The organism is Treponema socranskii subsp. buccale (genome assembly GCF_024181585.1).
GTDB classification, from domain to species: Bacteria; Spirochaetota; Spirochaetia; order Treponematales; family Treponemataceae; genus Treponema_D; species Treponema_D buccale.
In genome coordinates, this window is sequence record NZ_CP054258.1 from 2,231,246 (window position 1) to 2,252,131 (window position 20,886).

The window sequence follows — 20,886 nt, forward strand, 5'->3', positions numbered from 1 at the left end:
TGGTCGCCATAACTTCCGCTTAACCTGCAACAAGGCTTGTCCGCAATGTCAGCATTGAAGCAGGTGTTAGAACACATCTTCTTTAAATGGATTTATTACCATTACTCCACGATATGTCTGTCCCGGATTTAAATCTTCGGAAATAATAAATTCACATTTTGCTTTCTCTGCAGCAGCTATTATCAATGAATCCCAAAATGATAATTGTGAAATGACACTGATATCTATTGCTTGTTCTATCAGTTCCAAATCATTTTGAACAATTTCAATATTACAAAAATTGTGTATAATATTTTTGACAATTATTCGATCCGCCTTCAATTTAGTTGTTGCAACTACATAGAATTCTTTAAGTACTTGTGTTGATATTACCGGCTGATGAAAATCTACGACTTTCTCCATTATTTCCCGAGCTTTAGTCTGCTTATATGAATCTGTTGAGTTAAGTGTATAAACAAGTATATTGGTATCAATAAATACTTTAGACACGATATAATTCTTCCCTTGTCCATTTCTCATTGCCTGATGTTGCATTTAATGTGTCCATAAGTGAAAAAGTATCATGAAGCCAGTAATCTTTATTGGTCACAACCGTTTGCTCGACAAGTTTTCTTACAAGAGAATTGAATGAGATATTATGATTCCTGGCGTATTCTCGGCCTGCCTGTAAAACAGTTTCATCAATTGATAGAGTTATATTTTTCATAAACACTCCTTGCTAACACAGTTTAAGTGCGCACATTGATAAAGTCAAGAGAAAATAGATAAAAAACAGATTTTTAAATTAAGATTAATGGTTATTCGTTTATTTTCTAATCTGTAAGAAAATACTTTTTAATTTCCCAAAAAGTTACAATTTTCATAGATTTCCCTCCAAAACATCGCACCCCGCAAGTACCGCGTGCGCCGCACGCCGACGGCGGGTGCCGTTCAAACACCCGCGCGAACGGCAAGCTTTATTTTCCTTTACGCGATTTTCCCGTGTCTTTTTTTACGGCGGGCTTTTTCGCCTTCACTGCGCCCTTTTTCGAAGCGGACGATTTCCCGCCGCTTTGTTTTGCAGGTGATTTCCCGCGCCGGCTTGTATCCTTTTTTGCCGCCGACGACTTTCCGCCGTCAGCGTTTCTTGAGGATTTTTTCGCCGGCGATTTTTTTTCGGCCGTTTTGACTGTACCGCTTTTTACCGCGCGTTCCGCCCGAATACTTTTTTTCGTCGCGCTTTTTTTCACCGCACTCTTTTTCACGGCCGGCGTCGCGGAAAACGATGCCGCCTTTCCGTTTCCGGAAAACGCGTGCTGCATCACTTCTTCGGCGCGAGTTACGGGTATAAACGTAATACCCGCCTTTACGTGATCGGGAATATCGGAGAGATCGCGCACGTTCGCTTTCGGAATCAAAATCGTTTTGATGCCGTTCCGCCTGGCCGCGACGGTCTTTTCCCTGAGACCTCCGATCGGCAAAACCTGCCCCGTAAGCGAAAGCTCGCCCGTCATCGCAAGATGCCCCTTAATAATTTTTCCGGTGAGCAGCGACATAAATGCCGTCGCCATCGTAATGCCGGCGGAAGGTCCGTCTTTTTTGACCGCGCCTTCGGGAATATGCAAGTGAATTATATTCTTTTCAAACCACTCTTCGCTCTTTAATTTTTTCGAAAGCACTTGCTCTTTTACCCAATTGATCGCGATCTGCGCGCTCTCCTTCATCACGTCGCCCATTTGGCCGGTAAGCTGCAGTCCGCCCTTTGCGCTCGGATACGCGATGCTTTCGATGAGCAGCGTGTCCCCTCCCATACTCGTCCACGCCAAACCGATCGCCGTTCCCGCGACGTCCGCCTTTTTGATTTCGCTTTCGTCGAAGACGGGTTTGCCGAGGTATTTGTCAAGGGCTTTCACATCGATCGTATATTTTTTCGTTCTGTCGACGAAATCGGCGGCGGACACCTTTTCGCTTTCGCGTTTTGCGGCTACGAGCTTATCGATTTCCGCCTGCGTGAGGTTTTTATTTTTCTTTACAAGCAGATCGATGTCGTCCTGCGAAAGCTTCCAACGGGACTCCACGAGCGAATCGATTTCCGCCTGCGTCAAATCGCGGTTCGCTTTGACGAGTTTGTCGATTTCCGCCTGCGTGAGGATACGCTCGCCCTGTGCTTTTTTTACAGCGAGTTCGGCCTCCTTTTCCTTTTTCTTTTTTGCTGCCGCTGCTTCCGCTTTTTTCTCAGCTTCTTCCATGAGTTCGGTGACGATCTTACGGTGGATTTTATCGACGCTCTTTTCGTAATTGCGCACACCGGCTTCGCGCGCGTACTCTTCGGCGATCATCAAAAGAGCTTCTTTCGTATACTGCACTTGATTTTTTTCAAGTCCGTTTTTATTAAGATTTTTCGGAATGAGATAGCGCTTTGCGATTTCAATTTTTTCCTGATCGATATAGCCCGGCAGCTGAATGACTTCGGCGCGGTCGAGCAGCGGTTCGGGGATCGAATCGAGCGTGTTCGCGGTGAGGATAAAAAATATGTCGGAGATATCGAACGGCAAATCGAGATAGTTGTCGCGGAAGCCGACATTCTGTTCGGGATCGAGCACTTCGAGCAGAGCGCTCGCGGGATCTCCCTGATAGCTTTGCCCCATCTTGTCGATTTCGTCGATCATAAAGACGGGAGCTCTCGTTTTCGTCGTGCGCAAACCTTGGATGATTTTTCCGGGCAGCGCGCCGATATAAGTTCTGCGGTGCCCTTTGATCTCCGCTTCGTCGCGAAGACCGCCGACGGAAAATCGATAGAAAGGTTTGTGCATCGCATCCGCAACCGAATGCCCGATACTCGTTTTGCCTACGCCCGGAGGACCGACGAGCAGCAGTATGCTGCCCTTCGCATCCTGCTTGAGTTTACGCACCGATAAAAATTCCATGATGCGTTTTTTTACGTCGTCGAGGCCGAAGTGATCGCGCTCAAGAATTTTTTTCGCTTCGTCGAGGCTATAATTTTCCGCAGGTTTGTCGTTCCACGGAAGCTGCGTGACGAGTTCGAGGAAATTCCGCGTGCCGATGTATTCGGCGGAATTCGGATCCATGAGATTGAATTTTTCGAGTTCGTTGTCGACCGTTTCTTTTATCTCGCCTTCAAAATGAAATTCCTCCGCTTTCTTTTTAAACTTTTGATAATCGGTCGCGTTGCCTTCGGCGTCCGTGCCGAGCTCTTCCTGAATCGACTTCAGCTCTTCGCGGAGAAAATATTCGCGCTGATTTTTTTCGACACGTTCGTTGAGTTCGTTTTGGATTTTTTTCTGAACGCGTAAAAGCTCCTGCTCTTTTTTAATATAGATGAGCACTTGCTCCATGCGCCGGCGTACGTTTACCGTTTCGAGCACTTTTTGCTGATCGGCTTTATCGATATTGAGAATGGACGCAATAAAATCGGCGATTTTTCCGGGATGATCGATGTTCACCATGTTCAATCGCATCTCTTCGGAAAAGAGCGGGTTGTTTTCGGACACTTCTTTCATTTCACTCAACAGCGCGCGCGTGAGCGCTTTCACTTCAAACGTATCGTCCTCTTCGTCGTCGAGGTAATCGACTGCAGCCGCCATCGGCGTCGTCGCGTGCAGCGCTTTTCGAATGCGGAAGCGCTTGAGCGTCGAAATAAATACGTTGAGCCCGCCGTCGGGTAAATTGATTTTTTTAATAATCCGCGCGATCGTACCGACTTCGTAGAGATCGGACACCGACGGATTTTCCGTTTCGTTTTTCAGCATGACGATGCCGATATAGCCGTCGCCCGAACACACTTCTTCGATTACTTTCGTATCGTCGGAAGAGCTGATCATAAGAGGCGTAAAGATGCCCGGAAAAATCGGACGTCCCTGCAGCGGAATGAGCAAAAGCTTTACCGGAAGCGCCTGATCTGCAGGAAGGATCTCCTTTGTCGACGACGGTTTTTTTACAATTTTTTTATCCGCCGGCGCGTCGGAAGCCGCTTTTTTGTTGTTAAAAGCCTTATCCAGTTCAGACTGTGAAATCGATACGTTTGAATCGTTATTGTCAATATCTTTCTTTGCCATAGAACAAATATACTCCCTAAATATGAAATAGTCTACGCCGGAAATTATATTCTTATCCGTTCCGGAAATTTATCGATTTTTTTTCTTCGAAGCATCGTGCGGCAAAAATCGTGCCTGCGGCAAATGTCTGTGTCCGATTTGAAACAGCAGCTGCACCGTTTTGATGATATTGTCGCGCGACGGACCGTCGAGCTTTGCAAACGCGCCGACGATCTTTGCGGAATTCTGCCACCAGTTTTTTTCGAGTTCCGAATTCGTCTTTGCGTCGGTCGCCTCAAGCACTTTAAAAAGCGTAGTGACAAAACGCGAACGCTCGGCATCGGGCAATTCGAGGAACCACGCGTTGAACGTGTCGTGAAACCATTTGCTTGCAGGATCGAATCCCGAAAGCGAAACGAAACCGTCTTTCGTCAAATGCCACGAAAACGGATCATGCTGCATAATGCCCGACTGCTCGCTTTCGACGACGGTGTACGAGCCTGCGTGCGAAAAGAGCATGCCGACGATGGAAAGCTGCGGATAAAACGAACGTATTTTCGGTACGAGTTCGCGGAATTCGGACGAGGCGACGGTCTCTTTGCGGAAGCCGGGACCGTCGTTATTGTATACGCAGGAAATGCGTTTTTTGAATTTACGATCGACGTTTGCGGCGGCATAGATTGAAAGGTTTCCGCCTTTCGAATGCCCGCCTGCACGGAAACGAATACGTATCGATGTCATCGCTTCGGTCAAATAGCACAGCGCATCGATTTGAGCCGGCACGGTTTTGAGGACGCCCATATTGAAATCCTCTTTCCAGCCGATTATCGTATCGTCGGTACCGCGGAACGCGACAAAGGCGTACTTATCGCCGGTCAAAAAAGTCATAGCGGAAAACTGCTCTTCTTTTTTCGGATCGAAGCGCGCCGTATAGCCGCAGACTTTTACATCCCCGAAACGCCGCGAAAAAGCGGCGGCGAACAAAAGATCCGCCGTGAGAGAATTGATCATAGCGCCGACTTTGCGCCGCGCCGAAAAATCCTTCGCGTTTCGAAACCGCTCGGCTGCATCCTTCAGCGTTACGCATTCTTTAAAACTTTCACTTACGATGCCGCCGAAATCGAGATATGAAATCTGACACAGGATGAGCGAATCGATATCGTTGAACGGAACGACGGAAAACGGCAAGTCGCCGCGCCACGCAATATAGTCGATGATATTTGCCATACAACCTCACTATTCTCGCTTGATGGCAAGGTCACCGAAAACTATATATTTCTCAAAAAACGTCATCGTAAAAAACGGCTGCACTCCCGGCAGCACCCCTGCCGTTCACCGCGACTGACCGTGAGCGGAATCGGACTGCGCAATCTTTTTGACAAAAGATTGCTTGCCATCGATCAGAGCGGTTCGGCGGCAGTTCCGCTGCCTCGCGTTCCGCCTTTTTTTATGTATCGCTTCTTTTGTGAGTATACACTTCCGGTGTCCTTGCCCTAATTCTCACTTGTATATTTAATTATAGCAGAAAATTATATCTTATGGTATAATCTATGTGTATATTTATAACAGATCCCCGTCGGGGAAAATCGGAATTGCACAGAGGAGCATAGAGATATGGAACAATACGATTCGATCGGCACACGTGCGGTAGAAAACGAAAAACGCAAATTTCTTACACGCACGTACGGATGGATGGCGCTCGCGCTCGTCATCAGCGCGGCAAGCGCATATATTACGGCGGGAAACACAGCGCTGCTGAAGCTCCTGTTCGGAGGAAGCGGCATCGGCTTTTGGGTCGTCGCGATCGGAGAAATAGCGCTCGTGTGGTGGCTTTCGGCGTCCATCCGAAAAATCTCTCCCGCTGCGGCATCGGTCGCGTTTATCGTTTATTCGGCGCTGAACGGTTTGACCCTTTCATCTATCTTTCTCGTCTACACGGGCACGGCGATAACCTATACCTTTCTCGCAGCCGCGGGAATGTTCGGCGGTATGTGTCTCTACGGTGCGGTGACGAAGCAAAACCTCAATTCTTTCGGCCGCTATCTGATAATGGCGCTGTGGGGTATCATCATCGCTTCGCTCATCAATTTATTTTTGCGCTCGTCGGGCTTTTCGTGGCTCATTTCGCTCATCATCGTCGTCGTGTTCGTCGGGCTCACCGCATACGATTCGCAAAAGATTTTAAGGGCGGCGGAGTATTCTGACGGATCGGATACGTTCAAAAAAGCGTCGATCATCGGCGCGCTCGAACTCTATCTCGATTTTATCAATATCTTCCTCGCCCTCCTGCGCCTCTTCGGACGCAGACGGTAAAACACATACGGAAAGAAGTTTTAAGATAATAAGCTCCGCGCGGTTTGCGCCGGATATTAAACGCAAAAAACGCCCGCAATCGGACAGCCGATGCGCGGGCGCTTTATTTTACAGGCGGTGCTTATTCCACCGTTTTCGGAATTATTAAATTCAAGATGATACCGACAACGGTCGAGAGCGCGACTCCGCCCAAACTGAACACGAAATCGCTTCCGACGGTAAACTGCAAAATGCCGCCGCCGATACCGATAACCATGACGACCGATGAAATGGTCAGATTACGTTTATCTTTGTAATCGACGCCTTCTTCGACGAGCGTACGCAAACCGCTGGATGCGATAAGTCCGTACAAAAGCATCGAAACGCCGCCGAGTACGGGACCGGGAATCGTTTGGATGACGGCGCCGAATTTTTGACAAAAAGACAGCACAAAGGCGATGACCGCAGCTCCTCCGATAACCCACACGCTGTACACTTTCGTAATCGCCATAACGCCGATGTTTTCTCCGTACGTCGTGTTCGGCGGCCCGCCCCACACGGCAGCCCACGCGGTCGCAAGACCGTCGCCGACGAGCGTGCGGTGCAAACCGGGATCTTTCAAAAAATCTTTTCCGACGACGCGCGAAGTCGTCAGCGTGTCGCCCAAGTGTTCACAGATCGTAGCAAGCGAGACGATCACAAAGGTGAGAGATGCGACGAAATTGAACTTAGGCGCGAGCCAAAAATACTTTCCCGCCGCGTCGGTTTGTAAAAACGGAAGGGCAAACCATTTCGCTTCGCGCACGACGGAAAAATCGATAACGCGGTATGCGGGGAAAACGGCTCCCATAACGAGAGCAAAGAGATAGCCGCCGACAAGACCTATCAATATCGAAATCGTGTTGAAAAAACCTTTCAAAAAAATCGTCGCGACGATCGCGATGCCGAGCGTTACGACGGCGATGCTCAGATACACAAGCGAATAATCCTGCATCGCACCGCTCGATCCGACGTACATCGCTTCTTTGATCGCCGTCGGTGCAAGATTCATACCGATGACGACGATAACCGAGCCGATAACGACCGGAGGAAGCGCTTTATCGATCCAGCCTTTGCCCGTAAATTTAATAATCAATGCGACGACGCAGTAAAAGATTCCCGCGCAGATCGCGCCTCCCATCGCATAGGCCGCGCCGTACTGCTCGCCGATACCGATGAGCGCCGGAATAAACGCGAACGACGATCCCAAAAATGCCGGCACTTTCGCTCCCGTAATAAGGATATAGATAAGCGTTCCGGTGCCCGCGGTAAAAAGTGCCGTCGACGGACTCAAACCCGTCAAAAGCGGCACGAGGATCGTCGCCCCGAACATGGCGAATACGTGCTGAAAACTCAACGGGATCCACTGCGCGAGCGGCGGTTTGTCGTGAGGTCCTAAAATTTTCGATGAATTCATAAAGAAACTCCCATAAAAACTTTTGCAGAAAGTTGCAACTTTCGAAAAAGTTTTTAGTCGTGCGCGTAAGCGCACACGTCAGATAATCGAGTTTGCAAAATAAAGTGTATCATATTCATATGTCTATTATCGAAACAATACGCATGCACATCTTCTGCAAACATCCGCGCAAACTCGAGATAAAAAGCGACGGCGATATTTCAGACGGCGCTTTTTATCATGTCTCCTGTGTGATACGAATCGGCACAGTATAGCATAAGCGTTTTTTTTTGAAAAGAACGCGGTTATTTTTCAATCGATTTTTGAAATTTTTATTAATTTATTTTATAAGGAGAAAGACTTCCCTTCGCGCGCACTCCCTTGCACGCTTTGCGGGCAGCGGGCCTTTATCGTTTCGCGAAAAAAAATCAAACGCAGTCTCTCGTCAGCGTATCGCAACGTTTTCAAAGCCGAGCGCGATCATCGACGCGCGAAGGACGGCCTGTGCCTGCGCATCCGCGTCATCCAAAAGACCTTCGGCGACAAGACGTTCCGCGGCGGCAGCTCTGCTCTCTTCGATCCCGTCGAAGATTTCTTTCATCGTGATGGGCACGAAGATGCTGCGCTTTTCATCGAAGATTTCCTGCGACGCGATTTCGTTTCCGAGGAGTTCGGATTTCGGAAGCGTAAGCGAAACGGATTTTCCGTCTTTCGAAACGGTCGAAGCGATCTTTGAAACGTCGGCAATACCCGCCCGCGCTATACCTGAATATTTGACGATGCTGTAACTTTTTGCGACGCCGAGCGCACCGCTTTTTTTTATGCTCACGATTTCGCTGTATCGCAGTTTTACCGTAACGAGTTCGCGGCACAGCACGAGCTGCCGTTCGATCCTCATATATTTTTTTGCAAGTTTTATTTCAGTGATTTTTTTCCTGCCGAAATACACGCCCGCTCCGAGTGCGCACAAAAGAAGCGCGGCAAGGACGATTTTCAACAAAAGGTACCGTAGGGGAAGCTGAGCCGCTTTAATAATTTTTTTGCCCGTTTCGCCCGCCTTCGTCTTTTTCGTTTCTACCGATAAGTTCTTTTTTTCCATAACAATCTCCCATAAAAACGTTTGCACGAACTTGCCGCACTGCATCTTTGATTATACCATCGGTTATTGTTTTGGAAAACATATTTTCCGCCCGAAGCGTTCCGCGAAGCCATGCTCGAACAGCGGCAAAGACTCCCGAACGGCATTCGATTGCAACGCCGGCACGGGGTTTCCAAAGGGGTTTCCCCTTTGGCAGTACGGGGAAAAAGGATGGGGTCGCAGGGGCAGGAAGAAACCCCTGCCCTGAACGGGGGTGTCGTCCTGCCCCTGCAATTATTTCGAGTTGATTTATCCCGGCCTTTCGGCTATAGTTTTAAATATATGGAAAAATTAAAACTGCTCCTTCCCAAAGGAAGAATTTACGAAAACGTTGTCGGCCTCTTAAACGGCGCGGGTATCAAAGTAGATTTGCCCGAACGCGCGTACCGCCCCATCGTCAATCAAAGCGATTTGGAAGCGAAAGTGATGAAACCGCAAAATATCGGCAAACTGCTCGAGCTGGGTTCTCACGATGCGGGCTTTACCGGCCGCGACTGGATCGAAGAGACGAAAGCCGATGTCGAAGAAATAATGGATTTGGGTTTCGACAAAGTGCGCATCGTCGCGGCAGTGCCGAATGCGCTCGACGATCACACGCTTCAAACGAAGAAAGTCGTCGTCGCAACCGAATACGAACAGATTGCGCGCAAGTGGCTCGAAAGCAAAAAAATCGACAGTATCATCGTGCGGACGTACGGTGCGACCGAAGTGTTCCCGCCCGACGACGCCGATATGATCATCGACAATACGGCGACGGGGCGCACGCTGCAGGAAAACGGACTCCGTATCGTCGATACGATTTTGAAAAGTTCGACGTGTTTTTTCGCATCGAAGGCGGCGCTCGCCGATCCGCAAAAAAAACAAAAGATCGCCGAACTGAAAATGCTTTTCGAAGCGGTGCTCAATGCGCGCAATAAGGTGATGCTCGAAATGAACTGTCCGAAAGACATCTTCGACACGCTTATCAAAGAGATCCCCGCGATGAAAAGCCCGACCGTTTCTCCGCTGTACGGAGACGACGGCTATGCGGTCAAAATTGCAGTCGATAAATCCGAAGTACCGCTCCTTTTGCCGAAGCTGAAAAAACTCGGAGCGGCCGATATCCTCGAATACGAACTTCGGAAAGTGCTGGCATAAATCAACAGGCCGAACGGCGGGTTGTGAAAATAATAATTAATAAATCACGGAGCGTGTTATGGCGGGACGAATCGCATCGATAGAACGGAACACGGACGAAACGCGGATATCGCTTACCCTCGGCCTCGACGGAAGCGGAAAATATACGGTAGAAAATCCGATAGGATTTTTCGATCATATGTTGCGCTCTTTTTGCAAACACGGTCTCTTCGATTTGAGCGGCACGCTTTCAGGCGATTTGAACGTTGACCAGCATCACCTCATCGAAGATACGGGTATCGTACTCGGAAGCTGCTTTGCGAAAGCGCTCGGCGATTGTGCGGGTATTTCCCGTTCGGGATTTTTTATCTACCCGATGGACGAAACGCTTTCGCGTGCCGCAGTCGATTTCGGCGGACGTTCCTACCTCGTCTTCGACGGAAAAATTTCGGGCATCCCCCTCGTGTCGCTCGGCGACGACGAAAAAGAAGCGAGCTTTCAAACCGACTGCGTTGAAGATTTTTGGCAAGGCTTTGTCGGAGGCGCCAAATGCAATCTGCATTTGGACACGCTCCGCGGCAGAAGCGATCACCACAAAATCGAAGCGATGTTTAAAGCCGCTTCCCGCGCCATACGGAACGCCGTCGAACTCGACGTTCGAAGGTGCGGGGAAATTCCTTCGACGAAAGGCGTCATCGTCTGACGATTTGTTTGCCTTGCGATAAAAAACTCCCGCATCGATCGTCGATATCGAAAAGCTTCTATATTATTTCAGACTGCCGAGTCGATGTTCGGCATCACAAAGGCGATGCTCGGCATATAGCGTGAACGCCTATATTCCGATCACGTTCGCGCCCTGTGTTCGATGCGTACTGCATCGTCTTCGACCACTATCGCTTCATCGTTGGCGATCGCAAGCAAATCGAGCGAAGCCGAATATTCGTCGATTATTTTTTTCGCCGCTTTTTTAAATGGAAAATTCCGGACGTGCGGTACCGTATAAAAATCCGTCAAACCCAGCGCATCGAAATTCGTCAATTCGGGCGCTTTGGCGCTTGAGTCCATCGCTTTTACATATTCGATGTTTTTCGCCGCGACGATCGATCCTGCCGATTCTCCGATGTAAAGCTTTCCGTCTTGTACCGCGCGAACGATGGCGGCGTCGGCTCCCGTCCGTTTCAATTCCTGCAATAAAAAAAACGTATTGCCGCCGGAAACGTAAATGCAATCGTTTGCAGCGATCCTGCGGCGGATCTCATCGGGATTTTCCGACGATATGTCCAAGACATCGACGATCATACCCAAGCGTTCAAGCGCTTCTTTTCCCGCTTTTACATAAAACGTAACTTTTTCTACGGTACTCGCGGTCGGTATAAACGATACCGTTTTTCCCGTAAGTTCTTTTTCAAAAAGCGGCAGCAGGTCTGCAACGTCGACAAAAGATGAAGATAAAAACAATTTTTTCATACGATGATCACACTCCTCTGTATTTTATCATACGATCGCAGTATACTGCAAAAAGGTGTCATATTACGGCACCTTTAAAAATTTTGTTACAGGAAGGTTTGCCATGAACAAATCGGAACGCCTGCACAATATGATGCTCTTTTTAAATGATAAAAATTCGTTTCACCTCGCCGACATAATGCGTCGCTACGGCATATCGAAAAGTACGGCGCTCCGCGACACAGCTTCTCTCGAACACATCGGCATGCCGATATATGCCGAACACGGCAGAAACGGTGCTTACCGCATACTGCAAAACAAGCTCTTGTCTCCGATCCTTTTTACGCTCGACGAAGTGTTCGCCCTTTATTTTTCCATGTGCACGCTTCAAGCATACGAAACGACGCCCTTTCATCTGAGCGTCGATAAGCTGAAAGAAAAATTCGAAAAATGCCTTGCACCCGAAAAGATACGGATGTTGCGCCGCATGGAAAAAGTTTTTACATTCGGCGCTGTGCGCCACAATCATCGCTGCCGCTTTTTACGCGAGGTTTTACGATCCGCCGTCGAAGGGCGGGTATGTTCCGTCAGCTACGCGAAAGACGGCATAAAAACCGCATACGTCGTTCAATTTTTCGACATATCGGCTTCGTACGGTCAGTGGTATGCGACCGGTTACGATTTCGAAACGAAAAAGCCTCGTGTGTTCCGCTGCGATAAAATTATGTCGCTCGTACCGAACGGTCGACGAAAAGCGAAGCCTCTTTCACAATTTATAAAAAACGCCGATGCGCTGTACAAAACTCAAGGTGCCGTCGAATTCGAAGTTGCCGTATCGGAAAATGGAGCCGATCTCTTTTATAAAGAACACTATCCGTCGATGAAGCTGTATGCGGAACACGGCGCCTATATCGTCAAAGGATTTTATAACAAGGGCGAAGAAGCGTTTATCGCGCAGTATTTTATCGGTTACGGGGAAAACGTTTTGTCGGTAAAACCGGCTGCATTAAAAAAACTCATCGCCGCGCGGCTGAAAAGCCTCTCACGTCGGTATACATAAAAGTAAAACGCAGTGAACACAAAGTAAACGGTACGGCGGACGCTTTTTTCGCAGATGTATTTTTCTTGACATTGCAATAAAACCGTGCGACAATTATACCGATGAGAGAAACTTTCATCTCAACCTTTTCTCTGTACGATTTTTTATCCGCCTGTGTATATATATATCCTATCGGTGACGAACAGGCGTTTGCGTATGCGACAAAAAATTTTTTCAAAAAACGAAGTGAGTTTTGCTTATCGGTTTTCTGTAAAATTTTTTGGAGGTAATTATGAGTGTATCCGTAAACGGACGAAAAATCGTCGGACTGCAGAAAAAAGCAGCGATAATGCTGGTCGCTTTTTCCGCTGCATCCGCTCTCTTTGCAGCGCCGCCGAAACAAAAAGTGATCCTCGACACCGATATGGTCGAATGTTTCGACGACGGCATCGCCATGCTGGTGCTCGAAAAAAGCCCGAATATCGATTTGCTCGGCGTAACGATAGTCGCAGGCAATACGTCCATGCCGCACGGCACGGCAAGCGGCGCAAAGCAGTTGGAGATCGTACATTCGAAAACACCGATCTATCAGGGCAGCAGAAAAGGGATCCGCCAATATCGCTGCGACGAAGAATTTTTAAAAGCCGAAGAAGCTTTCGCGCCGGTAGTCTCATGGGCGGGCTATTTCCGCACTTACCGCGATCCGAAAAAATACAAAGGCGTGTTGTTCGATCCTATGGCGGATTGGAAAGATGCCTACACGGCAAAGTACGGTTCCAAACCGACCTACAAATATGTCTACGGTCCCGATTCTCCCGACAAAAACGGCAATAAAGATGCCGTCGACTTTATCGTCGAGCAGGTCAATAAATATCCGGGCGAAATAGTGATCGCCGCCATCGGCCCTCTCACGAATATCGCACGGGCGATCATGCGCGATCCCGCTCTCCCTTCGAAAGTAAAAGAGATAGTGTATATGGGAGGAGCGTTTTACATTCCGGGTAATTCCTCCGCAGCCGCCGAGTTCAACTGGTGGGCGGATCCCGACGCGGCAAAGATATGTATCCGCGCCGTATGGGGCGATACCAAGTCCGAATCTTACAAAGCGTACGGCAACCAAATGATCAGCGGGCTTGAAGCGAACGAACACACGCACGGTATGCCGCAGGCCGTTTTCGACAAAGTCGTCGAAACGACGTATCCGGGACTGCGCGAACTGTTTATTAAAAACTATAACAAAACCGCTCCGAATAATATTTGGGATGTGCTCGCGATCGGCTATATAATCGATCCTTCTATCGTTCTTTCGTGGAACGACGATCCCGTTTCGCCGGATGGAAAACCGCAAAAGATTTACGGCGTCTATGTCGATGTCGACGCGGAAGAAGGACCGAACTACGGCCGCTCCCTCGCCTATCGCAGAGATAAGGGGCCGATCGGAACGCAAAAAGCCGCGATCCAGAATTTTATCGACGAAGATACGTTCTGGAATAAAATCGTATATCCGCTGCTGAAAGATCCCGCAAAAAAATAAAAGCGGTATCTCCGGATAATCACAGCCGATACGTGTATATTGTTGTTGTGGATTTTGAAAATTAATAATTGTCCAGGAGGTACGATAAAAAGCGCCGTCTGAAATATCGCCGACACTTTTTATCTCGAGTTTGCTTGGATGTTTGCAGAAGACGTGTATACGTGTTATTTCGATAAAAATCGCATGAATACGATACGTTTTGTTTTGCAAACTCGACTATTGAACGTGTGCGCACACGCGCACGGCTAAAAACTTTTTCGGAAATTCATATTTCCTGCAAAAGTTTTTATGGGAGGCAAAAAGATGAAGAAAACATTGGTATGTGTAACGGCGGCAATGATCGCCGTAAGCGGAGCATTTGCCGGCGGCGCAACGGACGGGAAAGCCGGCGGAAAACCGCAAGTCGGCCTCGTGATGAAGTCGTTGGCAAACGAATACTTCAAAACGATGGAAGAAGGCGCAAAAGCGTACGAACGGAAAAACGGTACGTTCGCACTGACAAGTGTCGGAATGAACAGCGAAACGGATATCGATACGCAGATAAACGCGATCGATAACTTTATCAGCAGAGGCGTCGACCTTTTAGTCATCGCTCCTGCAGACAGCACGGGTCTCGTCGCATCCGTAAAAAAAGCGGTCGATGCGGGAATCACCGTCGTAAACATCGATGTAAAACTCGACGTCGGTGCATTGAAAAAAGCGGGCTTGCCCGAAGACTTCCTGTTCGTCGGTCCCGATAACGCGGACGGTGCGGAACTCGCAGGAAATGCACTCGGCGAAAAGCTCGGCAAGGGCGGCAAAGTGTTTATCATCGAAGGTAATCCCGGCGCCGACAACGCGACGCAGCGGAAAAACGGATTTTTACGATCGGTAAAAAAATACGGTCTCAATCTGCTTGCATCGAATACGGCACATTGGGAAACGGAAGAAGCGAACAGCGTAATGACGAATCTGCTTTTGCGCTATCCCGACGTACAGGGCGTCATGTGCGCAAACGATTCGATGGTGCTCGGTGTTGTTAAAGCGCTCGATGCAGCCGGCAGGAAAGACGTACAAGTCGTCGGATTCGACAATATCGCAGCGGTACAGGACTTGATCAAGCAGGGAAAGGTACTCGCGACGGTCGATCAGTTCGGACCGGATCAAGCGGCTATGGGCATTCAAACCGGTTTGGATATTCTCGGCGGCAAAAAACTCTCCGGTTGGCAAAAGACGCCGGTTAAACTGGTAACGAAAGAAACGTTAAAATAACTCTGAGAAATGTATGCGGCTGTCCAAAAACTGCAAGCCTATCGGCTTGTTCTGTAAGGAAATTATTTTAAGAAGTTCGCTAACGCGAACAACGAATCGGTTTTTGGACAGCTTCCTTGATTTACTATGCGGATATATCGGTACGCATACGCGTACTAAAAGGATTTTTCATGCCGGATACTATTTTTGAATTCCGAAATGTAACAAAAAAATTCCCGGGCGTCGTTGCGCTCAATTCAATACATCTCGAAATCGAACGCGGAGAAATCCACATACTCGTCGGGGAAAACGGAGCGGGAAAAAGCACGTTGATAAAATTGCTGTGCGGCATATTCAAAGCGGACGGAGGCAGCATTTTATATAACGGCGAACCGTATGCGCCGCAAAAACCGCTCGATGCCATCAACGCGGGCGTCAGCTGCGTCTATCAGGAATTCAATCTTTTGGAATATATGTCCGTAGCGGAAAATATTTTTTTTCAAAAACTGCCGCAGCACCGCGGTATCGTCGACTATAGAGCGCTGTACGCGGACACGAAAAAACTGCTCGCGGAAGTCGGCTTACCCGATTTATCTCCGAAGACGAATGTGGAAGTGCTCGGTATCGCGCAAAAACAGCTCGTAGAAATCGCAAAAGCCGTTTCGCGAAAATGCCGCGTCCTCATCTTGGACGAACCGACGGCGACGCTCACTCCGCCGGAAATCGAAAAGCTGTTCGCGATTATCGGCAAGCTGAAACAACAGGGCGTCACGATCATCTACATATCGCATCGGCTGCAGGAAATCAAGCAGATCGGAGACCGGCTTTCCGTTTTGCGGAACGGAAACTACATCGGAACGTGGAATGTAAAAGATCTTTCGGTCGATGAGATCGTTTCGAAAATGGTCGGCCGCGATATCGATTCGAATTATCCGTTCCTTACCGATTCTCCCGTCGGAAACGAAATGATGCGGGTACGGGATTTAAAAAATTCCACGAGTCCGGAAGGCGTATCGTTCAGCGTGCGAAAAGGGGAAATTCTCGGAGTCGCAGGTCTTATCGGCTCGGGGCGTACCGAAGCGATGCGCGGTATCTTCGGTGCGGATCCGATACAAAGCGGTTCGATCGTACTCGAAGGAAAAACGCTGCATATCAAAAGCCCCGAAGACGCCGTAAAAGAAGGCATCTGTCTTTTGACGGAAGATCGAAAAAAACAGGGGCTCGTGCTGCCGCTTTCCTGCTCGAACAATATCGTCCTCACCGATTTAAAGCAGGTTTCGAAACGGGGAAAATTAATAAAATCGAAAGAAAAAGATGTTTCACAGGGACTCGTCGACGACTTGGCGATCAAAATATCGAGTCTCGCGCAGGCGGCGGGTAATCTGTCCGGCGGCAATCAGCAAAAAGTCGTCATAGCGAAATGGCTTTTACGCAAACCCCGCGTCATCATTTTAGATGAACCGACGCGCGGCATCGACGTAAATGCAAAGCATGAAATATATCTGCTGCTTTGGAAAATGGCAAAAGAGGGAGCCGCCATTATATTCGTGAGTTCCGACATCCCCGAACTTTTGGGAATCTGTCATCGGATTGCGGTCTTTTCCAAGGGAAAGATTACGGGTATCGTTTCGCGCGAAGATTTCAGTCAGGAAAAAATTTTGTCGTTGGCATATCAGGAATATTTGAAATAAGAGGTACTTGTCATGCAGGAAAATCAGCCGATAAAAAAAAGCAATACGTCTGCAAAAATAACGTACATCATGCTGCAGGAAGGCGGCATCGGGGCAGTGCTTTTGGTTTTGTGTGTCATCTTTGCGTTCGTTGCGCCCAAATTCGGATCGATGACAAATATTTCGAACATCTTTACGCAGATAAGCATCAATACGGTGATCGCGCTCGGCATGACCTTCGTCATCCTCCTCGGAGGAATCGATTTGAGCGTCGGTTCCGTTTTAGCGCTGTGTACGATCATATCGGGGAAGATAATCGTCAGCGAAAATCTTTCTGCCGGAACGGCGATTTTTCTCAGCATCATCGCGGGGATCGGCATCGGCATGCTGTGCGGGCTCTTCAACGGCTTTATCTCTCAGCACTGGAAGATTCCCGCCTTTGTCGTAACAATGGGTATGCTGAACATCGCGCGCGGTCTCGCGCTGACGATAAGCGATTCGCGGACGATATTCGGATTTCCTGAAGCGTTCAACCGTATCGGCGCCCTCACCGTATTCAGAATCCCCATCATTTTTATCATTTCGCTGCTGCTGATATGCATCGGCTCTTTTATCCTAAATCGTACCGTCTACGGCCGCCTGCTCTACGCTATCGGAAACAACGAAGAAGCGGTACGGCTGTCCGGGCACAACGTCGATTTTTATAAAATCTCCGCATATGTGATCTGCGGCGCGACCGTCGGGATCGCATCGACGCTGTACATGATGCGCTTGAATATCGCAAGTCCGATCCTCGGCAACGGTTTTGAACTCACGGCGATCGCAGCCGTCGTCATAGGCGGGGCGAGCATGAACGGCGGAAAGGGCTCTTTAACCGGAACGCTGCTCGGCGCCTGTATTTTGGGCGTTTTAAACAACGGACTTTTGCTCATGGGGCTCGGTGACTTCGCACGGCAGATCGTAACGGGCATCATCATCGTGTTCGCCGTCGTGCTCGACACGTATCGCAGCAAAGTTATCGACAGAATCAGCAAACTGCAGTAAATATACCGCAAAAAAATCTTATTCACCCGGGGCTGTCCAAAAACCGCAAGCCTATCCGCTCCGTACGGTCAGTCCATGCGACCGGTTACGATTTCGAAACGAAAAAGCCTCACGTGTTTCGCTGCTATAAAACTATGTCGCTCACGTCGAACGGTCGACGAAAAGGGAAGCCTCGTTCACAATTTATAAAAAACGCCGATACATGCGTCAGCGGCGCTGTGAAGCGAGCCACGCGAACAGCTTTACGCCCTCATCTTCGACATCGTCGTTCAAAACGTATATCCACGACGCATGTCCGTCAAAGCGATACGGATTGCCTTTTTTGTCTTTATAGACGCCGCTTAGATCGCGGACGTCATCGTAAACGACGTAATGCAAATCTTTATGATGCAGCTTTCGCAGACGCGATACGGTCGCGCCGTCGTACTTTTCCATCTTAATTGTGTCGTCGTCTTTTGCCCGCGTAAACCACAGCGGAACTTTCGCAAGTTCGCCGAGCTGGCTGTCCGTAATTTTTTTATCGGGATACGCTTCGCACACGGGAAAAGCCGCCGCAAAAAAATCGGGATATTGCAGAAGCATATTGAGCGTCATATAACCGCCGGCCGAACAGCCGCCGACATATATGCGATCCGGGTCGATGTACGGATGCTTTGCGATACATTCGTCGATCAATCCTTTTACCGCCTCGCTGTAATATGAAACGCTTGCTGCGGGATTTTTTTTATCGGATTTGACATTCAAATCGGTTTTAAAAAAAGCATTGGCTGTTTTGAGAAACGGATTAAGTATGTTTTTAGCCGTTCCTTCAATATCGACGGGAACCCAAAGCCGCGTTCCTCCCGCACCCGCACTCGTCGATTCGAGCCACGCCGTCGGTGCTTGCGGAACGAGGACTGCCGCGCCGTTTTCGAAATACGACTGTATTTTTTGCCCCGCGAGGTTCACCGTCTTCGTGCCCAAAATCGGCATATACGGATTATTGCCGCCTTCGGCTATACCGTGAAACCAAACGATCAGCGGAATTTTTTTATCGCTTTGATCGGAATTTGTCGGCGTCCAAAACGCATAACGCAGATCCGTATCGCCTGATGTAAAACCCGATATCGTAAAGCGCGCAGCCTCAGGACATACGGCGGCATTTCGCTTTTTTATCGTAAAACCGAGTTTTTCGTTTTCAATTTTTAAACCGTAGAGCGTCCCTGTATAGAAGACGGCTTTTATAAAAGGATTTCCGGAAGATTCCTCCGGTTCAACGGAAAGTTTCAGCGTTATATGATTTCCTTCGCCCTCGATTTTATTACCCCGCGAGTCGGAAAGATACGCGTCGACAACATCGCGCTCGCCTTTTGAAAAACCGGAACCGCGCCGTGCCTGCTCTTCCGGCGCGAAAATTCTCGTAACTTCAAAATCTTTTGCTTTGACGGCATCGGCCGAAAAAGTTTTGCCGGTATTCAGTATCACCGTGTCGGCGACGGGACCCCAATCGTAGGCGCCGACGACAAGCACATATCGATTTTTTGCAGGCTCCGCAGCTTCTACAAGAACCGTAACCGAGTCCGCTTCTTCCGCAGCAAACGGAAAGAGACAAAAATGCAATAAACATACTGCAATAAAAATCTTATTCGTTTTGCTCATAAAACAAGTATATACTATTCTCATACGTACCGCTACAGCAAACGCCGCGACGGAGATGACGTATACGCAAAACAACGAAGGGACGGAAAACATTTTCCATCAATATTTTTTCCTTTTCCGTTTCATTGCAAAAATCGTTCGGAAACTATACAATAAAACGCTATGGATTTACTGAAAAAACTCGAAGACTGCAAAAAACGCTTCGACGAATTAAGCGCGCGCGTTATGGATCCCGATCTTGTTAAAGACGTCGAAAAATACAAAGACGTCATGCGCGAACACGGTCATCTCTCCGAACTCATGGAATTATACGGCGAATACAAAAAAATGCTCGACGGCATCGAAAGCGATACCGAACTGATCACGAACGAAGACGACCACGATCTGAAAGAGATGGCGAGGGAAGAGCTGAAATCGCTCGAAGAACAAAAACCGCTGCTCGAAGAAAAAATAAAATTACAACTCATTCCTCCCGATCCGCTCGACGAAAAAAACATCATCGTCGAAATACGAAACGGCGTCGGCGGAGACGAGGCGTCGCTGTTCGTCGCCGACCTCTACGAAATGTACGCGCGCTTTGCGGAAATGAAAGGCTGGAAATACGAAATCATGAATTCGACGCAGACGGAAGTGGGCGGCTATAAAGAGATTTCGTTTTCGCTTTCCGGCAAATTCGTATACGGCACGCTGAGGTGGGAAGGCGGCGTGCACCGCGTACAGCGCGTTCCCGCGACTGAAGCGCAGGGGAGAATCCACACGAGTACGGTGACGGTCGCAGTTCTTCCCGAAGCGAGCGAAACCGATATCGTCATCAAGCCGGAAGACGTGCGCATCGACGTGATGCGGGCGGGCGGACCCGGCGGACAGTGCGTCAACACGACGGATTCCGCAGTACGCCTCACGCATATTCCGACGGGGCTTGTCGTCATTCAACAGGACGAAAAAAGCCAAATCAAAAACAAAGCGAAAGCGTTTCGCGTTTTGCGCGCGCGCCTGTTCGATTTGGAAGAGAGCAAAAAACGGGCGGAGCGGGACGCGGCGCGGAAATCGATGGTCGGGAGCGGCGACAGAAGCGAACGCATCCGCACGTACAATTTTCCGCAAAACAGAGTAACCGATCACCGCATCAATTTGACGCTGTACAAACTCGATCAATTCATGCTCGGCTATATGGACGAAATGCTCGACGCGCTCAACGTGTACGCAAAAGAAGAGCAGCTGAAAGCGGACGTAAGCGAACTCGAACACGATTAGCGGATAAGAGCGCACA

17 protein-coding genes are annotated in these 20,886 nt (G+C 48.8%); 9 read left to right on the forward strand and 8 right to left on the reverse strand.

All coding sequences use genetic code 11. The features are described from left to right. Nucleotides 1-66: 66 nt before the first annotated feature. The 4 genes from HRI97_RS10115 to HRI97_RS10130 all read right to left on the reverse strand — a co-directional run bounded on the left by HRI97_RS10115 (nucleotide 67) and on the right by HRI97_RS10130 (nucleotide 5,261). The gene (locus tag HRI97_RS10115; RefSeq protein WP_253725326.1) at nucleotides 67-489 is read right to left on the reverse strand and encodes a PIN domain-containing protein; all 423 of its coding nucleotides are present in this window, start codon (nucleotides 487-489) and stop codon (nucleotides 67-69) included. Beyond that, a complete protein-coding gene (locus HRI97_RS10120) occupies nucleotides 482-706 on the reverse strand; it encodes a DUF6364 family protein (protein ID WP_038081449.1) in 225 nt (74 codons plus the stop codon). The genes HRI97_RS10115 and HRI97_RS10120 overlap by 8 nt, the downstream gene beginning before the upstream one ends. A 250-nt stretch (nucleotides 707-956) precedes the next feature. After that, nucleotides 957-4,055, reverse strand: a complete 3,099-nt coding sequence (gene lon / locus HRI97_RS10125; protein WP_253725327.1) for an endopeptidase La — start codon at nucleotides 4,053-4,055, stop codon at nucleotides 957-959. 69 nt (nucleotides 4,056-4,124) lie between these two features. Beyond that, nucleotides 4,125-5,261, reverse strand: a complete 1,137-nt coding sequence (locus HRI97_RS10130; protein WP_253725328.1) for an Mbeg1-like protein — start codon at nucleotides 5,259-5,261, stop codon at nucleotides 4,125-4,127. Nucleotides 5,262-5,648: 387 nt separating this feature from the next. Between HRI97_RS10130 and HRI97_RS10135 the strand changes: the two genes are divergently transcribed. Then, the gene (locus tag HRI97_RS10135; protein ID WP_253725329.1) at nucleotides 5,649-6,347 is read left to right on the forward strand and encodes a Bax inhibitor-1/YccA family protein; all 699 of its coding nucleotides are present in this window, start codon (nucleotides 5,649-5,651) and stop codon (nucleotides 6,345-6,347) included. Nucleotides 6,348-6,468: 121 nt separating this feature from the next. Here HRI97_RS10135 and HRI97_RS10140 read toward each other — a convergent pair whose 3' ends face one another. Next, nucleotides 6,469-7,782, reverse strand: a complete 1,314-nt coding sequence (locus HRI97_RS10140; protein WP_253725330.1) for a solute carrier family 23 protein — start codon at nucleotides 7,780-7,782, stop codon at nucleotides 6,469-6,471. Nucleotides 7,783-8,206: 424 nt separating this feature from the next. Continuing rightward, nucleotides 8,207-8,860, reverse strand: a complete 654-nt coding sequence (locus tag HRI97_RS10145) for a DUF4230 domain-containing protein (protein ID WP_253725332.1) — start codon at nucleotides 8,858-8,860, stop codon at nucleotides 8,207-8,209. A 321-nt stretch (nucleotides 8,861-9,181) separates the two neighbouring features. On the opposite strand from HRI97_RS10145, the gene hisG reads away from it, so the two are divergent. Both hisG and HRI97_RS10155 read left to right on the forward strand, forming a co-directional pair. Beyond that, nucleotides 9,182-10,036, forward strand: coding sequence for an ATP phosphoribosyltransferase (hisG, locus tag HRI97_RS10150; protein ID WP_253725334.1), 855 nt, complete (start codon nucleotides 9,182-9,184; stop codon nucleotides 10,034-10,036). 58 nt (nucleotides 10,037-10,094) lie between these two features. Then, on the forward strand, nucleotides 10,095-10,718 hold the full coding sequence (locus HRI97_RS10155) for an imidazoleglycerol-phosphate dehydratase (protein WP_253725335.1): 624 nt from the start codon (nucleotides 10,095-10,097) through the stop codon (nucleotides 10,716-10,718). Between the two features lie 140 nt (nucleotides 10,719-10,858). On the opposite strand, the gene HRI97_RS10160 is transcribed toward HRI97_RS10155, so the two are convergent. Next, nucleotides 10,859-11,482: a peptidase E gene (locus HRI97_RS10160; protein ID WP_253725336.1), complete on the reverse strand. Its 624-nt coding sequence runs from the start codon at nucleotides 11,480-11,482 to the stop codon at nucleotides 10,859-10,861. A gap of 103 nt (nucleotides 11,483-11,585) precedes the next feature. Between HRI97_RS10160 and HRI97_RS10165 the strand changes: the two genes are divergently transcribed. From HRI97_RS10165 to HRI97_RS10185, 5 genes are all read left to right on the forward strand, one after another. Continuing rightward, nucleotides 11,586-12,521, forward strand: coding sequence for a helix-turn-helix transcriptional regulator (locus HRI97_RS10165; RefSeq protein WP_253725337.1), 936 nt, complete (start codon nucleotides 11,586-11,588; stop codon nucleotides 12,519-12,521). A gap of 271 nt (nucleotides 12,522-12,792) precedes the next feature. After that, nucleotides 12,793-14,034: a nucleoside hydrolase gene (locus tag HRI97_RS10170; protein WP_253725338.1), complete on the forward strand. Its 1,242-nt coding sequence runs from the start codon at nucleotides 12,793-12,795 to the stop codon at nucleotides 14,032-14,034. 303 nt (nucleotides 14,035-14,337) lie between these two features. After that, nucleotides 14,338-15,285, forward strand: coding sequence for a sugar ABC transporter substrate-binding protein (locus tag HRI97_RS10175; protein WP_253725340.1), 948 nt, complete (start codon nucleotides 14,338-14,340; stop codon nucleotides 15,283-15,285). 170 nt (nucleotides 15,286-15,455) lie between these two features. Further along, entirely contained in the window at nucleotides 15,456-16,955 is a 1,500-nt protein-coding gene (locus tag HRI97_RS10180; RefSeq protein ID WP_253725341.1) for a sugar ABC transporter ATP-binding protein, read from the forward strand. A gap of 12 nt (nucleotides 16,956-16,967) precedes the next feature. Beyond that, entirely contained in the window at nucleotides 16,968-17,978 is a 1,011-nt protein-coding gene (locus HRI97_RS10185; protein WP_253725342.1) for an ABC transporter permease, read from the forward strand. 207 nt (nucleotides 17,979-18,185) lie between these two features. Here the strand turns inward: HRI97_RS10185 and HRI97_RS10190 are convergent, their stop codons facing one another. Continuing rightward, entirely contained in the window at nucleotides 18,186-19,616 is a 1,431-nt protein-coding gene (locus HRI97_RS10190; RefSeq protein WP_253725343.1) for a prolyl oligopeptidase family serine peptidase, read from the reverse strand. 162 nt (nucleotides 19,617-19,778) lie between these two features. On the opposite strand from HRI97_RS10190, the gene prfA reads away from it, so the two are divergent. Beyond that, complete coding sequence (gene prfA, locus HRI97_RS10195; RefSeq protein WP_253725344.1) at nucleotides 19,779-20,870, forward strand: peptide chain release factor 1; 1,092 nt, start codon at nucleotides 19,779-19,781, stop codon at nucleotides 20,868-20,870. The last annotated feature ends 16 nt before the right edge of the window (nucleotides 20,871-20,886 follow it).

Bases quoted from the DNA above. Each gene is read 5' to 3' on its own strand.
- HRI97_RS10140 (WP_253725330.1), bottom strand. From the start codon at position 7,782: ATGAATTCATCGAAAATTTTAGGACCTCACGACAAACCGCCGCTCGCG.
- lon (WP_253725327.1), bottom strand. From the start codon at position 4,055: ATGGCAAAGAAAGATATTGACAATAACGATTCAAACGTATCGATTTCA.
- HRI97_RS10175 (WP_253725340.1), top strand. From the start codon at position 14,338: ATGAAGAAAACATTGGTATGTGTAACGGCGGCAATGATCGCCGTAAGC.
- HRI97_RS10170 (WP_253725338.1), top strand. From the start codon at position 12,793: ATGAGTGTATCCGTAAACGGACGAAAAATCGTCGGACTGCAGAAAAAA.
- HRI97_RS10185 (WP_253725342.1), top strand. From the start codon at position 16,968: ATGCAGGAAAATCAGCCGATAAAAAAAAGCAATACGTCTGCAAAAATA.
- HRI97_RS10180 (WP_253725341.1), top strand. From the start codon at position 15,456: ATGCCGGATACTATTTTTGAATTCCGAAATGTAACAAAAAAATTCCCG.
- HRI97_RS10130 (WP_253725328.1), bottom strand. From the start codon at position 5,261: ATGGCAAATATCATCGACTATATTGCGTGGCGCGGCGACTTGCCGTTT.
- HRI97_RS10145 (WP_253725332.1), bottom strand. From the start codon at position 8,860: ATGGAAAAAAAGAACTTATCGGTAGAAACGAAAAAGACGAAGGCGGGC.
- HRI97_RS10120 (WP_038081449.1), bottom strand. From the start codon at position 706: ATGAAAAATATAACTCTATCAATTGATGAAACTGTTTTACAGGCAGGC.
- HRI97_RS10160 (WP_253725336.1), bottom strand. From the start codon at position 11,482: ATGAAAAAATTGTTTTTATCTTCATCTTTTGTCGACGTTGCAGACCTG.
- HRI97_RS10190 (WP_253725343.1), bottom strand. From the start codon at position 19,616: ATGAGCAAAACGAATAAGATTTTTATTGCAGTATGTTTATTGCATTTT.
- prfA (WP_253725344.1), top strand. From the start codon at position 19,779: ATGGATTTACTGAAAAAACTCGAAGACTGCAAAAAACGCTTCGACGAA.
- HRI97_RS10135 (WP_253725329.1), top strand. From the start codon at position 5,649: ATGGAACAATACGATTCGATCGGCACACGTGCGGTAGAAAACGAAAAA.
- HRI97_RS10165 (WP_253725337.1), top strand. From the start codon at position 11,586: ATGAACAAATCGGAACGCCTGCACAATATGATGCTCTTTTTAAATGAT.
- hisG (WP_253725334.1), top strand. From the start codon at position 9,182: ATGGAAAAATTAAAACTGCTCCTTCCCAAAGGAAGAATTTACGAAAAC.
- HRI97_RS10155 (WP_253725335.1), top strand. From the start codon at position 10,095: ATGGCGGGACGAATCGCATCGATAGAACGGAACACGGACGAAACGCGG.